The 14696-nt window shown below is 70.6% G+C and carries 15 protein-coding genes; 6 read left to right on the forward strand and 9 right to left on the reverse strand.

Annotation, left to right across the window (positions count from 1 at the left end):
• Positions 1-6 precede the first annotated feature (6 nt).
• Complete coding sequence (locus ACTWPT_RS56725; protein ID WP_443185871.1) at positions 7-1179, reverse strand: hypothetical protein; 1173 nt, start codon at positions 1177-1179, stop codon at positions 7-9.
• A gap of 62 nt (positions 1180-1241) precedes the next feature.
• On the opposite strand from ACTWPT_RS56725, the gene ACTWPT_RS56730 reads away from it, so the two are divergent.
• Positions 1242-2201 carry an isopenicillin N synthase family dioxygenase gene (locus tag ACTWPT_RS56730; protein ID WP_443185872.1) on the forward strand — a complete coding sequence of 320 codons (960 nt, stop codon included), beginning with the start codon at positions 1242-1244 and terminating at the stop codon, positions 2199-2201.
• On the opposite strand, the gene ACTWPT_RS56735 is transcribed toward ACTWPT_RS56730, so the two are convergent.
• The 4 genes from ACTWPT_RS56735 to ACTWPT_RS56750 all read right to left on the reverse strand — a co-directional run bounded on the left by ACTWPT_RS56735 (position 2182) and on the right by ACTWPT_RS56750 (position 6042).
• Positions 2182-3564 carry a glycoside hydrolase family 16 protein gene (locus tag ACTWPT_RS56735; protein ID WP_443185873.1) on the reverse strand — a complete coding sequence of 461 codons (1383 nt, stop codon included), beginning with the start codon at positions 3562-3564 and terminating at the stop codon, positions 2182-2184. The two genes, ACTWPT_RS56730 and ACTWPT_RS56735, sit on opposite strands and share 20 nt — an antisense overlap.
• Before the next feature lie 140 nt (positions 3565-3704).
• Positions 3705-4520, reverse strand: coding sequence for a vWA domain-containing protein (locus tag ACTWPT_RS56740; RefSeq protein ID WP_443185874.1), 816 nt, complete (start codon positions 4518-4520; stop codon positions 3705-3707).
• On the reverse strand, positions 4504-5343 hold the full coding sequence (locus ACTWPT_RS56745; protein ID WP_443185875.1) for a hypothetical protein: 840 nt from the start codon (positions 5341-5343) through the stop codon (positions 4504-4506). The genes ACTWPT_RS56740 and ACTWPT_RS56745 overlap by 17 nt, the downstream gene beginning before the upstream one ends.
• A gap of 213 nt (positions 5344-5556) precedes the next feature.
• Complete coding sequence (locus ACTWPT_RS56750; protein WP_443185876.1) at positions 5557-6042, reverse strand: MarR family winged helix-turn-helix transcriptional regulator; 486 nt, start codon at positions 6040-6042, stop codon at positions 5557-5559.
• 71 nt (positions 6043-6113) lie between these two features.
• Between ACTWPT_RS56750 and ACTWPT_RS56755 the strand changes: the two genes are divergently transcribed.
• A complete protein-coding gene (locus ACTWPT_RS56755) occupies positions 6114-7397 on the forward strand; it encodes an MFS transporter (RefSeq protein WP_443185877.1) in 1284 nt (427 codons plus the stop codon).
• Between the two features lie 39 nt (positions 7398-7436).
• Here ACTWPT_RS56755 and ACTWPT_RS56760 read toward each other — a convergent pair whose 3' ends face one another.
• Positions 7437-8156 carry a DUF5941 domain-containing protein gene (locus ACTWPT_RS56760; protein ID WP_443185878.1) on the reverse strand — a complete coding sequence of 240 codons (720 nt, stop codon included), beginning with the start codon at positions 8154-8156 and terminating at the stop codon, positions 7437-7439.
• Positions 8153-9664 carry a CDP-alcohol phosphatidyltransferase family protein gene (locus tag ACTWPT_RS56765; RefSeq protein WP_443185879.1) on the reverse strand — a complete coding sequence of 504 codons (1512 nt, stop codon included), beginning with the start codon at positions 9662-9664 and terminating at the stop codon, positions 8153-8155. The genes ACTWPT_RS56760 and ACTWPT_RS56765 overlap by 4 nt, the downstream gene beginning before the upstream one ends.
• 140 nt (positions 9665-9804) lie before the next feature.
• Here ACTWPT_RS56765 and recO point away from each other — a divergent pair, with 140 nt between their 5' ends.
• A complete protein-coding gene (gene recO, locus ACTWPT_RS56770) occupies positions 9805-10539 on the forward strand; it encodes a DNA repair protein RecO (RefSeq protein ID WP_443185880.1) in 735 nt (244 codons plus the stop codon).
• Positions 10536-11309: an isoprenyl transferase gene (locus ACTWPT_RS56775; RefSeq protein WP_443185881.1), complete on the forward strand. Its 774-nt coding sequence runs from the start codon at positions 10536-10538 to the stop codon at positions 11307-11309. Before recO ends, ACTWPT_RS56775 begins: the two co-directional genes overlap by 4 nt.
• On the opposite strand, the gene ACTWPT_RS56780 is transcribed toward ACTWPT_RS56775, so the two are convergent.
• Positions 11306-12085 (reverse strand): alpha/beta fold hydrolase, encoded by a 780-nt coding sequence (locus ACTWPT_RS56780; RefSeq protein WP_443185886.1) that lies wholly within the window; start codon positions 12083-12085, stop codon positions 11306-11308. The two genes, ACTWPT_RS56775 and ACTWPT_RS56780, sit on opposite strands and share 4 nt — an antisense overlap.
• Before the next feature lie 2 nt (positions 12086-12087).
• Positions 12088-12966, reverse strand: coding sequence for an AraC family transcriptional regulator (locus ACTWPT_RS56785; RefSeq protein WP_443185882.1), 879 nt, complete (start codon positions 12964-12966; stop codon positions 12088-12090).
• Positions 12967-13130: 164 nt separating this feature from the next.
• Between ACTWPT_RS56785 and ACTWPT_RS56790 the strand changes: the two genes are divergently transcribed.
• Entirely contained in the window at positions 13131-14168 is a 1038-nt protein-coding gene (locus ACTWPT_RS56790) for a saccharopine dehydrogenase family protein (RefSeq protein WP_443185883.1), read from the forward strand.
• Positions 14169-14170: 2 nt separating this feature from the next.
• Positions 14171-14611 (forward strand): hypothetical protein, encoded by a 441-nt coding sequence (locus ACTWPT_RS56795; protein WP_443185884.1) that lies wholly within the window; start codon positions 14171-14173, stop codon positions 14609-14611.
• Positions 14612-14696: the final 85 nt, after the last annotated feature.

Here is a 14696-nt window from a genome sequence, read left to right on the forward strand (position 1 = left end):
CACAGCTCAGGAGCGGGTGCGGCGGCGCAGCACGATGCGCTCGGCCCAGCTGGCCGCCTCCGGGTCCTTGAGCCCCTCCACCACCCCGCCCAGGTACGCGGTGGCCAGGCTGTCGAAGCCGCTGTCCAGCTGGCGCAGCCGGCTGGCCTTGCGGCGGTCCACGGCCTGCAGGTATTGGGCGATGCTCTCCGCGTAGCCGGCGTCGTGCTGGTAGGCGGCCTGGGCGGCAGCGCTGGCGGCGGACTCGGCGTCGCGCTTGGCCCTCAGCTCCCGCAGCCGTCGGTCGTTGGGGTTGTGCATCCGCCGTCCCAGGTCGGCGGCGATGAGCGCCGTGGCGATCAGCAGAGCCAGCAGCAGGATCATCGTGGGCAGCTGGCCGACGCCCTCCGACGTGGGGCCGATTTCCTGACCATCCACGATCAACGGCTTGACCAGGGCGTCCCTGCGGAGCACGGCGACGGCGACGATGAGGCCGAGCCAGACGAGCGCCACCCCGATCAGCAGCCAGCGGCCCTTGGCCGAGCTGCCGTGCTCCTGCCAGGACCGGAACGCCCTGCCGTACATGTGGGGCGCCACCAGCATGATGAGCGCCGCGCCCGCGGCCAGGAGCGCGGTCATCGCGATGCTGTCGCCCCAGCTCAGGATGACCTGGTAGAGGATCGGGACCTCGACGATCAGCAGGAGCAGCAGCAGGAGCGCGGCAGGCAGCCAGCGGCGGATCAGCGGCCAGTGGCTGCCGGAGATCGCGATCGAGCTGGGCCGGCCGTCGCCAGGCCGCCTGCTCGGCTGCTCCAGCTCCGTGACCTGGCGCTGGCTGTCCTCCAGCGCCTTGCGTGTCTCCCCGAACGTGCGCTGCGACTCCGCGAGCTTGATCTTCTGGGACTCGAACTCGGCCCGCGCCCGCTGGATCTCCTGCTCGGTGCGCTCGTCGAGCTCGGCCAGCTCCGCCAGCCGCTCGTCCTCAAGCTCGTGGAAGCGCGGCACGCTGCCGGTCTGGAGCGTCAGCGTGTCGATCTGGCCGTCGGCGGCGTGCGTACGGCCGAGCTCGCGCTCCTCGCGGCGGCGCTGCGGCCAGTCGGGCAGGCGGTAGAGGTCGCCGTCGTACGCCACAGCAGGCGTGATGCGGGTGACCTGGCCAGGTTCGAATGACTCGTCCTGCTTGCGGCGTAATAAGCGCATCGGGCCTCCAGCGAGGGTCCTGCCTTCGATGCTAATCGCGCAATTTGTAGAACAATGGCGTGGTGAGCGAATTGCCGGTCATCGATATCGAGCCCCTCCTCACCGACGCCCCGGATCGCGGCAAGCGTGCCGTCGCGGACGCCATCGGCGCCGCCTGCCGGGACAGCGGCTTCTTCTACGTCACCGGCCACGGCGTGCCGCCTGAGCTGCTTGCCCGGCTCGACGCGGCGAGCCGGCGCTTCTTCGCCCTTCCCGAGGAGGCGAAGGCCGAGATCTCCATGGACAAGGGCGGCAAGGCTTGGCGCGGGTTCTTCCCCGTCGGTGGGGAGCTCACCTCCGGGCGCCCCGATCTCAAGGAGGGCATCTACTTCGGCGCCGAGGATCCGCCCGGCCCGCTCCCGCTGCACGGGCCCAACCTCTTCCCCACCCAGGTCCCCGAGCTGCGCGACGCCGTGCTCGAATACCTGGACGGGATGACCGCGCTCGCCCAGTCCCTCATGTCGGGTGTCGCCCTGAGCCTCGGCCTGGACGAGGGGTACTTCCGCACCGGCTACACCGCCGACCCGACCATCCTGTTTCGGATCTTCCACTACCCGCCCGCTCCGCCGGACGACGCCGACACCTGGGGCGTGGGGGAGCACACCGACTACGGCCTGCTCACCCTCCTCCTGCAGGATGAGAACGGCGGGCTCCAGGTCCGCACCCCGCGCGGGTGGGTCGAGGCGCCGCCGCTGGCGGGCACGTTCGTCTGCAACATCGGCGACATGCTCGACAAGCTCACCGGCGGCCAATACCGCTCGACCCCGCACCGGGTACGCAACCGCAGCGGCAACGAGCGCCTCAGCTTCCCGTTCTTCTTCGACCCAGGCTGGGACGACGAGGTGCCGCCCCTGCCGTACGCGCCCGGCCACCGCTGGGACGGCCAGGTGGACTTCACGGGCACGTACGGCGAGTACCTGCTGTCGAAGGTCTCCAAGGTCTTCCCGGGCCTCTTCGAGAACGTCAAGAGGTCGAGAACGTGAACCAGTTGACGTTGACGAAGTCGGCCGGCTGACCACTGCTGAAGGTCAAGTAGACGGTATGCGTCCCCGTGACGCCCGTGATGTTGGCGGGCACCGTGCGCCAGCTCTGCCAGCCGCCGGTGTTGGCGAGGGCGAAGTCGCCGATGGGCGCAGCCGTGGGGCTGTCCAGCCGCACCTGCACCAGCCCGCTCACCCCGGCCGCCGCTCCCGAGGCCACCCTGGCCCTGAACTGCCTGGCCGCCTCAGTGCCGAAGTTCACCCCGTCGAAGCGCAGCCAGTCGCCGTTGGAGATGGCGCCGACGTTCTGCCCGCCGCCCGTGTCGGTGGTGGTCTCGACGATGGTGCCCGACTGGGCCTGGTATCGCTCGGCCTGGATGGTGGAGCGGGCGTCCACGCCGCCGGGCGGGGTGGTCGGCGTGGTGGTGCCGCTCTGCCACACCGCCACGTAGTCCACCACCATGGGACGCCCGGGCACGGTGGCCGCCGTCGGGGTCTGGCCGCCGAGGGCGTTCGGGAACGCGCCGCCCATGGCCACGTTGAGCAGCAGGAAGTAGCCGGCGTGCCCGGTCATGTTGGTCCAGGTCGTGGCGTCGAACTGGGACTGGCTCGCGCTGTGGAACTGCTGGCCGTCCACGTACCACCGAAGCTGGTTGGGGCTCACGCTACGGTCCCACTCGAACCGGTAGGTGTGGAAGGCCGACTGGCAGGTGGAGCCGGGGCAGGCGCGGCTGGCGCCGAGGCCGGTCGTCTCGTTGCACGGCCCGCCCGGGTTGACGCCGCAGTGGAGCACGCCCCAGACGGAGTTGATGCCGTTGACGTTCTCCATGATGTCGAACTCGCCGATGCCCGGCCAGTTCCAGTAGTTCCCCCGGTACGGCGACCCGAGCGCCCAGAACGCCGGCCAGTAGCCGAGCGCGGCGTCGCCGGTCACGTTGGGCATCTGGATCCGGCCCTCGATGCGCAGGATGCGCCCGTCAGCGGGCTTGAAGTCGGCGCGCCTGGTCTCGATGCGGGCCGAGGTCCACTCACCCGAGCCGCTGCGCAGAGGGGTGATGCGCAGATTGCCTGCGCCGTCGAGGCTGAGGTTAGAGGTGCTGGAGGTGTAGTTCTGGATCTCGCCGGTGCCCCAGTTGGCCGGGCCGCCTGGGTACGAGTGCCCCGTGTCGATGATCCAGTTGGTCGACGAGGGAAGGGCGCCGGTGTTGCCGTTGAAGTCGTCGGACCAGACCAGGGACCAGCCGGACGGGGTGGGCGGGACGGCGGCCGAGGCGCCGACGGCCACCTGGACGAGCAGGCCGGTGAGCGCTGTGAGCACCACGCCCACGGCCGCCAGGCGCCGTCGCTGTCTGCTTGCTGTTGTCATCGTTTCGCTCCTGGGGGGTGCCGGAGGCGTGAGAGAGCGCTCTCTCAACGATGTGAACACAGGGTTTACTTGCTGTCAATCTTCCGCAACGGCTGTGCTGCGGCCTTGCGGAGTACTAGAGAGCGCTCTCCACTGCCGATCTACAGGAGATCGACTGTCGTCGCGCCCGCCGACTCGAAGGCCTCCCGCCAGAAGGCCTCGAGCAGTGGGAACCGGTCAGGGCTCGACGTCTTCTCCCGCAGGAAACCGTGGACGACCACCGAATACCCGGTCATGTCGGGGAGCAACCGCGTGTCCCGCAGCTCCTTGATCTTCTGCTTGCGGGCGTTCTCGTTCAGGTCCAGCTTGTTGATGTCCAGGTCGCCCCGGTTGTTGATCAGGTCGCTGAACACGATGATCTCGTGCGCCTTGTCCGGCTGCCGCTGGGCGCTGAGCTGCTTGACCAGGTAGCGCAGGGCGCCGAGCACGTCAGAACCCTGGCCCTCCGTCGGGCAGTCGAACAATTGGACCGCCCTGGGCAGGACCTCCTTGATGCGGTGGGCCCTGACGCGGTCCTCGACGACCGGGTTCTCGTTGGGGTTCTCCGCCCGGGTGGCGGCGATGGAGACCGGGTCCTGGCGGCACGTGCTGCTCTCCGAGCTGCCCGTGACCGCCGCGAAGCTGATCCAGTCGCAGTTCTGGACGAAGGGGGGCAGCTTGGAGGTGACGTCGCTCCGGGACGTGGCCGGCTCGGCGTAGCTGGTCGAGTCGACGATCACGCCGCAGACGGAGCGCGCCTCGGTGCCACACCCCGCCACCCCGGTCACCACCAGCAGCAGTCCGCCCAGCACCGCCCCCAGCCGACGCACTGTCCCGCACCGGGCGTGCGGGCGTAAGATCGCGCGCCGCCCATGAGCGCCCTCACCGCCACCGTCCTCCGCCATCACGTGCCCTCCGCCATCACGTGCCCTCGCCATGACGCTCTCCCCGCCAGGACGCATCCACCTGCCCCGAACCACCTGGCCCGGAATCGGAAGCGGGACTGGTGGCAGAGGCACCCGCCGGCAACTCGCGCGGCATCACCTCCGCCCGCCACACCTCGATCCGGCCCTCCACCTCCCGCAGGATCCGCCCGATCTCCTCCCGCCCCGAGCTCGCCGCGGGCGTGTCACCGGTCGCCTCCATCGCGATGACCTCGCCCTTCCACAGGGACGGGATCTCCTCCTTGCGCGGGTGGGCCTCCAGAACGCCGCCCTTGTATGCGGCGATGAGCTGCTCGGCCCTGGCATGCACGGCCTCCACCTCGTGGTCGCGCTCGATCAGCGCGCTCTCCCACTCCTGGCTGAGCTGCTCGATGCGGGCCCTGGCCCGCTGCACGTTGGCGTTCGCCTCCTCGACCACGGCCCGCCGCCGCGCCTCGGCCCGCCGCGCCCTGGCCTCCGCGATCGAGATGAACGCGTCCACCGGCCGGTTGTCCTGATCGGCCGCCGGGCCGTGCCCGTTCACGTGCGCGGCCGGCTCCGGCAGGGTGTCGCTCCTGCCTAACTCCCGCAGGATCACCTCCCGCGCCCCCGTCGCCCGCTCCAGCAGCACCGTACGGGCGGCCGCCAGCCGCCGGTCGACCTCGGTGATCTGCTCGCGGGCTCGGGCCCGGATCTCTGTGACGTACGCGGGCTGGTAGTCCGGATCCGTGAACTCGCCCAAGGGATGCCGGCGGGCGTCTCGCATCCCCAGCCGGCGCGCCTCCTCGCGCTCGGCCAGCGGATCGCCCCGCTTGAACAGCCGCGACAAGAACGCCATCCGCGTCTCCTGGCTCCGGCCGGACCGGACCCCGGCCCGGATCTGCCTGAACCCCAGACTATGCGCTCCCTTCCCGAGTCGGGGCGACGCCGACGATTGGCGATTCTGCGCGCGTGCGCCCCGCGATACAGGCAAACGGAGTCCGCGGACGTCATGTCGGCGGTCGGTCGGTGGGTGGGGCGGGTTTCCTCAGGGATGAGGGCGCCGGTGGGGTTAGCGGGTGGCTTCTGTCTTCACGAGGAGTTTCTTGAGTAGGCCGTCCAGGACGACCTGATCGGCCGGGGTGAGGGCGTTCACCATGCTCGCCTCCACCTCCGCCCGGATCGTCATCGCTTCCATCCACAGGTCGTGGCCCTTGGGAGTGAGCTCGACGTCCACCCGCCGCCGGTCCTCCGCGCTGCGCACCCGCCGTACCAGGTCGGATCGCTCCAGCGTGTCCAGCCGCCCGGTCATCCCCGCCGGGGACAGCAGGAGGTCCGTGGCGAGCTCGGTCGGGGTGGCCGAGCCGCCGCGCGCCACCAGCCGGTGCAGCGTCTCGAACTCGAAGTCCTGCATGCTCACCTCCCTCAGTGCCGCCTCCTTGGTGTGGGCCAGGTGCTTAACGAGGACCTGCATCCGCGTCACGATCGCCTCCACCTGCTCGTCGAAGGGCGCCTTGCCGCGCCAGCGGGCCAGGTGGCGATCGACCGAGTCATTCATGCGACCGATCATACGGCAGCGAGTATTTTGTTGACGAAACATTCGCTGGCGAAATATTGTGCTTCGTTGTGATGAACCGACTGCTTATTGGGCGAAGCCTGTCCGCGCTCGCCACCGCTCTCATACCCACCACCCTGACCCTCGCGGTGCTGCGGATGACCGGAGACGGCGCGGCGCTGGGCGCCGTGCTGGCGAGCGAGCTGGTGCCGCTGCTGCTGTTCCTCCCCGTGGGTGGGGTGCTGGCCGACCGGATCCGGCCCCAGCGGGTCGTGTTGCTCGCTGACCTGACCCGGTGCCTGTCGCAGGTGGCCATAGCCGTCGAGCTGTTGCTCGGAGTGAACCGTCTGCTCGATCTGGCGCTGCTGTCGGCGGTGGCGGGAGTGGCGATCGCGTTCGGCAGCCCGGCCGTGCCGAGGCTGGTGGTCGCGGTGGTGCCCGGGCCGGACCGGTTGCGGATGAACGCGCGGATCGGCGTGGCGACGAGCCTGTCTGCGGTGGTGGCTCCGGCGCTGGCGGGCGCGATCACGCTGGCCGCCGGTCCGGGCTGGGCGGCCGCGCTCACGGCGGCGCTGTTCGCCTGCTCGGCGCTGACCCTTGGCGGTATCCACACGGCTTACACAGATTCTCGTACGTCTGCCCCAGGTCGTACGTCCGCCGCGTCCGGGAGGCGTCTTGTCGAGCGGGGTGCGGCCTCCTCGTTCGGCAGGGATCTGGTCGAGGGATGGAGGGAGATCAGGGAGCGTCCGTGGTTCCTGGCTTGCGTGCTGGGGCACGGCGTGTGGCACTTCATGGCCGGGTTGTTCCTCACGCTCGGCCCGGTGGCCGCCGTGCACGAGTTGGGTGGCGAGGCGAGCTGGATGGTGATCGTGCAGAGCGGCACGGTTGGTCTGGTCCTGGGCGTGTTCGCGGCTCCTCGGCTGCCCATCCGGAGGCCGCTGGCAGTGGTGCAGCTCGGTGCCGCGTGTTACCTGCTGCCCATGGTGGCCCTGGCCATGACGGCGCCCGCCCCGGTGCTGGCGGGGGCGTACTTCGTGGCGATGTTCGGGCTGGGGGTGCTCAGCCCGCTGTGGGAGACGGTCGTGGCCGATGAGATTCCGGAATCGGCGTTGGGGCGGGTGCGGTCGTTCGACCAGCTCATCTCGTTCGCTTCCAGGCCGTTCGGGTTTGCGGTGGCGGCGCCGCTGGCCGGACTCACCGGGGTGACGGTGCTGGCGCTGGCCGGCGGCGTGCTCGTCGCCGCCGCCAACCTGGCCGCGATCGTCCCGACGACGCGCTCTCGCAGGAGGCGCGCCGCTGAGGAGGCCGAACACGCGCCCCCCGCCGCGACGTCACAGAGCGAAGGGCGGCGCCGCTAGAGATCAGCGGCGCCGCCCAAAACTAGACGAAAAGGAAAATTACCCCTTCTCGGCCTCGCCGGTGGCCTGCTCCAGGGCATCCTCGGGGGAGGCCTCCAGGTCCTGTTCGGCGTCGGCGCCGGCCTGGGCCGACGCCTTGTCCAGGCGGACCCAGCTCGTCACGCTCTCCACCGCGAACAACACGAACAAGTACGCCGTCAGCACCGCCAGCACGGGCGTCACGATGTCGAGCGCAGCGCCCACACCGATGATCAGCAGCCGCAGCTCCCAGCCGAGCCCCGCGTGGAACACCCACGCGGGCGGCCAGATGCTCTGCCGCGTCCGGTAAACGGTGTCGTAGGTGTGGTAGCCCACGACGTACACCAGCACGAACAACAACCACTTGGGCGCGCCGGCGGCGAGGCCGATCGCGATCATGGCGAGGAACTCGGTGCCGCGCAGCAGTGGCGGCGTCAGCCAGTCGAAGCGGCCCAGATGGTCGCGCGGCGCCGTGGGCAGGATGAGAACCAGGGCGATCGCCACCGGCAGGAGCAGTATGGGGCCGGACTGCAGCAGTCCCGCGGCCGTGACGGCGACGATGGCGAGGAGTGCGGCGAGCGTGGCCGGCACGGGCGGCAGGCCCTGCCCCAGCCGGGGGGCGAGGGCGTGGGTGAGCGGGCCGTCGTCGCGGTAGGCGAGCAGACGGGCGGTCTGGATGCGGCGGCGTCCTTCGTCGGGGTCCGGCGTGGGGGTGGCCATGGCCTGCGGCTGGGTGATCATACGAGCGACCTCATAAGGCGACCGGTGAGGGTGTAGGCGGCGGCGACGGAGCCCCAGATCACCAGGGTGAGGAAGGTGATCCGGGCGTCGAAGAGGGCGGCGGTGATCGCGATGGCCGCGAACCGCTCGCCGATGGGGAAGACGATCATCTTGCGTGCCCAGTGGACGGAGCGGAACTTGCCGGCCTTGGTCCACATCTTGAGCAGGCCCCGCAGGCCCTGGCTGCGCTCCACCTTGCGGCGTACGAGGGCTTGGCGCAGGGCGCGGTCGTCGGGCGCGTTCAGCGGCAGCGTGGGCAGCTGCGCGGGCGGTTTGCGGCGATTGGAGGCGCCGAAGGAGAAGTCGAGCAGGTGACGCACCGACTGCAGGCCGAGCGCGGCCAGCGCCAGGATCCAGATGTCGTCGCTGTTGCCGGCGATCACGTAGCCGACGGCCAGGCCGGCGAAGACCACGTATTCCTTGAACCGGTCGAACGTGGCGTCCAGCCAGGCCCCCAGCACACCGAACTTGCGGGCGTAGCGGGCGACCTGCCCGTCGACGCAGTCGAAGACGAACGCGAAGTAGATCAGCACGCCGCCCAGCACCATCCAGGGGCGGTCGCCGGTGGCGAAGCAGGCGGCTGCGGCCACACCCAGCGCGATCGAGATCATCGTCACCTGGTTGGGTGTCAACCCGCGGTGGGCCGCCCAGCGGGCGATGAAGCGGGAGTAGGTGGAGACGAAGTATGTGGTGAAGAAGCCGTCGGCGCCCTTGACCGCGTTGTTGAGCCGGGCGCCGTCCTCGTCCATGCCGGCCATCTCGCCGCCGGCCTCGTTGACTTCCTCCTGGGTGGTGACCCGGCGGTAGAACAGGTCGCGGCGGCCGCGGACGCCGACGGAGACGCCGTTGCGCACCAGGCCGAACACGACGAGCTGCACCAGGTCGTCGTCCGGGCCGAAGGTGTGCGCCATGGCGGCCAGCTCGCGGCAGGTCTGCGCGAGGATGGGGGCGTTGCGCGCGCTGAGGTGCAGAGGGCCGAGCATCACCGCGTTGGGCCTGGTGACGGCGTGGGCCGCGGTGCCGACGGACACCACGCGCGATTTGCCGACGCGGGAGCGCACGGGCAGTCCCTCGACCCGGCTTTGCCCGATCTCCGGCTCAGCCTCGTCGATGGGGACGCTGTCCTCCTGAGCCTCCTCCTCCGTCGAATCCGGTCGCGGCTCTTTCGCGACGAGCGCCAGCGCACCGCGCTTGGTCTTGGTGATCTGGTAGATCAGCTCGTCGTGGACGACCGAGTTCTCCGGGATGATGAGCAGGCTCTCCGTTGCGGTCTCTGCCACGTCGGCCAGGTTTCGCAGTGCGGCGGCCACGTCGTCCGAGGGGATGACGGCGGGCCGTGGATCGAGGGAGGTGAGCTGGCTGCGTAGCCGCTCGGCCACGGTGGGATCGCCGGGCAGCGCGGCCAGCCTCAGGCCGGTCGGAGAGGTGTCGGGGCCGGGCGAGGCGCCCAGCAGGACCACGCGGGTCATGACTCCCTTTCGAGACGGTAGCGGGGGGTTGAACAACGGGTAATGCGGGGACAGATGTCAAAGTCTAGTGAGGGTCACGTAAAGTCGCGTCATCAGAGCATGCCCGTAACTCGTCCCCGGTCCAGCCGTAAGATGTCCTAGTGAGTCTTTACCGTGACGAAGGCGTAGTTCTGCGTACGCAGAAGCTCGGCGAGGCCGACCGCATCGTCACCGTCCTGGCCAAGCGCACCGGCAAGATCCGGGCGGTGGCCAAGGGCGTGCGCAGGACCACGTCGCGTTTCGGGGCGAGGCTGGAGCCGTTCACCCACGTGGACCTGCAGTTCCACACCGGCCGCACGCTCGATGTCGTCACGCAGGCGGAGACGATCAGGCCCTACGGTGAGGCGCTGGCCGCCGACTACCCCCGTTACACCGCCGGCACGGCGATGCTGGAGACGGCCGACCGGCTGACGCACGGGGAGAAGGAGCCGGCGCTGCGGCAGTTCCTGCTGCTGGTGGGCGGGCTGCGCACGCTCGCCGACCGGGAGCACGAGCCCAGGCTGGTGCTGGACGCCTATTTCCTGCGCTCGCTGGCCGTGGCAGGCTACGCGCCGGCGCTGGAGGCGTGTGCCAAGTGCCAGGCGCCGGCGATCAGGGCGTTCGCCATCGTCGCCGGCGGCGTGGTGTGCGGGGCGTGCAAGCCGGCCGGCTCGGCGGTGCCGGCAGGGGAGACGATCGGGCTCATGACGGCGCTGCTGCGGGGCGACTGGGCCACCGCCGACGCCTCGGACTCGCGCCACCGCAACGAGTGCAGCGGGCTGGTCGCCGCATATCTGCAATGGCACCTCGAACACGGAATACGCTCTCTGCGACACGTCGAAAGGGAGCTTGCGTGAACGTCAGACCTCCGTCCCCGCATCCGTCCGGCGCGACGCCGCCGCCGATCCCGCGTGACCTGGTGCCCCGGCACGTGGCCATCGTCATGGACGGCAACGGCCGCTGGGCCAAGGCACGCGGGCTGCCGCGCACCGAGGGGCACAAGGCAGGCGAGTCCTCCCTGTTCGACGTCATCGAGGGAGCGCTGGAGCTGGGCGTCCCCTATTTGAGCGCGTACGCGTTCTCGACGGAGAACTGGAAGCGCTCGCCCGACGAGGTGCGTTTCCTCATGGGCTTCAACCGGGACGTGATCAGGCGGCGGCGCGACGAGCTCAACGCCATGGGCGTGCGCGTGCGCTGGGCGGGCCGGCCGGGGCGGCTGTGGAAGAGCGTGATCTCCGAGCTGCAGACCGCCGAGGAGATGACCGTCTCCAACCGCAAGCTGACGCTGCAGTTCTGTGTCAACTACGGCGGGCAGGCCGAGATCGTCGAGGCGGCGGTCAAGCTGGCCCAGGACATCGCGGCCGGGCGGGTCAAGCCGGGCAAGGTCAACGAGAAGGTGTTCGCACGCTATCTGGACGAGCCGGAGATCCCCGAGGTGGATCTGTTCGTGCGCTCGTCGGGGGAGCAGCGGTTCTCCAACTTCCTGCTGTGGCAGTCTGCCTACGCCGAGATGGTGTTCCTGGACCGGCTGTGGCCGGACTTCGACCGCAGGGACCTATGGGATGCGTGCGAGATCTACGCCAAGCGTGACCGGCGCTACGGCGGCGCGCTCCCCAACCAGGTCTAGCCAAGAAACTCCGCCACGTCGCCGGCGAACCGCGGGTGGCCGAACGTCCCGATGTGACTCGTCCCCCGATAGATGATCAAGCAGGAGTCCGGCAGCGCCTCGGCCGTCTCTTTGAACAGCTGCACGGTGTAGGCCAGGTCGCGCTCGCCGCCGACGATCAGCGTGGGCGCCGTGATGCCGGCGAGCCGGTCGCGTACGTCGAAGGAATCCTCGGCCTGGGCGAAGTGCAACATGTCCAAGGGGTTCGCCGGCCGCATCAGGGGGTCGGCGAGCCAGAGCAGGGGCCGGAACAGCGCCCTGGTGAGCGCGGTCCTGCCGACGATGGGTGCCTGATGGTGGGCGCCGCGCCGCCCTGCCGCCACTGCTTCTGTGTAGCGCCGCTGGACCTCGCGGGTACGCGGGGGCAGCGTGTACGCCGCCCCGGCCACCACCAGCCGCCTGACGACCTCCGGATGATCGGCGGCCAGCTGCAGAGCCAGCGACCCGCCTGACGACATGCCCAGCACGTCCACGGGCTCGCCGAACCGCTCGGCCAGAGCCTCGGCGTGCTGGGTGGCGATGCCGGCCATGGTCGTGCCCGCGGGCATCCCCGGCGCCCGGTTGACCGCGTAGACGTGGAAATGCCGCCCGAGCGGATCCATCGTCTTGTGCTCCATCCTGAGCGCCAACCCTGTCGGATTGGCGTGGTCCGGCGTGAACCACCGCAGCACCACCAGTGGCTTCCCCGCACCGACCGTGTAGTACGGCAGTCCGTGCGCGAGCGTGCCCGTGTCCATGGTCACCCCGCGTCGCTCATGCCGCGGTACCGGCCGGGAGCGGTGCCGAGCTCCCGCTTGAACGCCTTGGCGAACGCGAACTCCGTCGCGTAGCCGGTCCGCTCGGCCACCGAACGCAGCGGCAGGTCGGAGTCGCGCAGCAACTGCGCGGCCGTGGTCATCCGCCACCACGTCAGGTATGCCAGCGGCGGCGACCCCACCGTCGCGGTGAACCGCTGCGCGAACGCCGTCCGGGACAGCCCCGCCAGGGCCGCCAGCGACTGCACCGTCCACGGGTGCGCCGGCCGTCGATGGATGGCCCGCAGCGCCTCCATGATCTGGGGGTCGCGCAGGGCGGCGCCCCAGCCGGTGGTCTCGTGGCCGGGGCGGCTCTCGTACCAGGCCCGGAGCATGTAGAGCAGCAGGACGTCGAGCAGGGCGGAGGTGGCCGCGTCGGAGCCCGGCCCAGGGGCGTCGCCGAGCTCGCGATCGAGCAGGTCGATCGCGCCCCGGAGAGAGTCGGTGGCCGGGACGCGCATGACGTCGGGCAACTCGGTCAGCAGCGGGTGGAGCCTGGCCTGGTCCAGCCGGTACGCGCCGCACAACATCTCGGTCACCGGCCCGTCCCCGTGGGCTCCGGGACGTACCTGCGCCAGCGGGGTCGTGATCGCGTCGGCGAGGCCGTGGCCCAGCTCGCGTGGCAGGAACACGACGTCGCCGGCCTTCAACTCGATCGGCTCCCCGCGCACGGGCAGCAGCAGGCACTCGCCCCGCAGCATCATGTGGAACCCGGCGCCATGCTGCGGGCGGAAACGTACGCCCCAGGGTGCCCGCAGGCGGGTGCGCGAGGCGTGCGGCCGGCCCGTGCGCATGGTGGCGACGGCGTCGCTGAGCACGTCCATGCCTTACACAGTATCCCCGGGGCTCCCTCGGCGGCGGTGGCTGAACGATCGGACATGATCTCCGGATCCCGGGACATGGGAGCGGGCCGGCCCCTGCTCCTAGCGTCGTGGTGCGCACGTCGGCGCAGGGGCGTCGACCGCTGACACGGTCCGAGGAGGACGGGATGAGAATCGCCGTGCATGGGGCGAGTGGGTTCACAGGTCGGCTCACCGTCGCGGAGGTGGTCCGCCGGGGGTTCACGCCGGTGCTGGTGGGGAGGGACGAGGAACGCCTGCGCAAGGCCGCGGTCGAGGCGGGCGTGCCGGGGGCGGAGATCCGGGTCGCCGCGCTGGACCGGCCGGCGGCACTCGCGGACGCGCTCCGCGGCTGCGCCGTCGTGATCAACTGCGCGGGGCCGTTCACGCTGCTGGGGGAGCCGGTGATCCGGGCGGCGATCACGGCCGGGGTGCACTACCTGGACACCACGGGGGAGCAGCACTACATCAGGCGGGTGCTGGACGGGTTCGGGGAGGACGCGGAGCGGGCCGGGGTGACGGTGGTGCCGACCATGGCCGACGACGGCGGACCCGGGGACATGATCGCGCACCTGACGGCCGCCCGCCTCGGGGTGGAGAGCGTGGCCGAGATGTTGATCGCGGATCTGCGGGCGCCCGGGGCGGCCTCTCGGGGGACGGCGCGGTCGATGGCGGCGGTCTTCGCTGAGGAGGCCCTGGAGTATGCGGACGGCGACTGGCACCACGTCACCGGCGGCAGCCCGGCTTCACTCGTCGTTCCCGGTGCGGACGGTGAGGTTCCGGTCAGTGTCTTCGCGCTGCCCGGCGTGGTCACCGTGCCGCGGCACGTACACGCCGGGCGGGTGCACAGCGTGATCCGTACCCAAGTGGCCGACCTGTTCTCGTCGCTGACGGCGGACGTCGTGGACACGATTCCGGAGACCCCGGACGAGCAGGCCCGCCTCGCGTCGCGCTGGCTCATGATGGCCGAGGCCGTCGCCCATGACGGGACCCGCGCCCGGGGCTGGGTGACCGGCCTCGACGGCTACGGCATGACCGCGGTGATCGCCGTCGAGGGCGCCCGCCGCCTCGTCACCGATGGGGCTCGGGCCGGCACGCTCACCCCTGCCCAGGCCTTCGACCCCGCCGCCTTCCTCGGTTACCTCGCCACCGACCACGACGTCACCTATACGAGTGGATCCTGCTGATCGTGACCTTGGGCCTGGTGATGGTGTCCTACGTCAACCGCACCATGGGCACCCCCGAGCTGAAGGTCATCTACACCGAGCTCATCGGCAGCAACACCTTCTTCCAGGGCCTCGGCGGCAGCTCCGTCGAACCCCGGCTGGAGGTGCTCGCGACCTGGCGCAGCGGCGGCGTCCCGTACGTGGCCAGCGCCTTCGCGGCCCTGATGTCGGTCGCCGGCCCGCTGTACGGGAAGTGGCCCTGCTCCTGGGCGCGGGACTACTCGCCCTGCGCCGCCGCGACTTCGGCTGACCCCCGGCCGTCCGCGCTCCTCGCGCGGCGTGGCCCTCCACAACGGGGCGCTTCGCGCCGATTGGGATCCGGGCAGCGCCTCCCAAGGGGGCCCGCCCCCTTTCGATCCCCCAACAGTCCCCCTCTCCCTTCCGGTGACGCCACACAGGCGTGAAAATGGGGGTGGGTTGCCCGCCGACGCCGGAGCTTCTTCTGGGCCGCATGAGCCCGTCTAACAGTCTGGCGCCGGGGCCCGACCC

Origin of the sequence: Nonomuraea sp. 3N208 (assembly GCF_052245935.1) — a bacterium.
In the GTDB taxonomy this organism is placed as follows: Bacteria; Actinomycetota; Actinomycetes; order Streptosporangiales; family Streptosporangiaceae; genus Nonomuraea.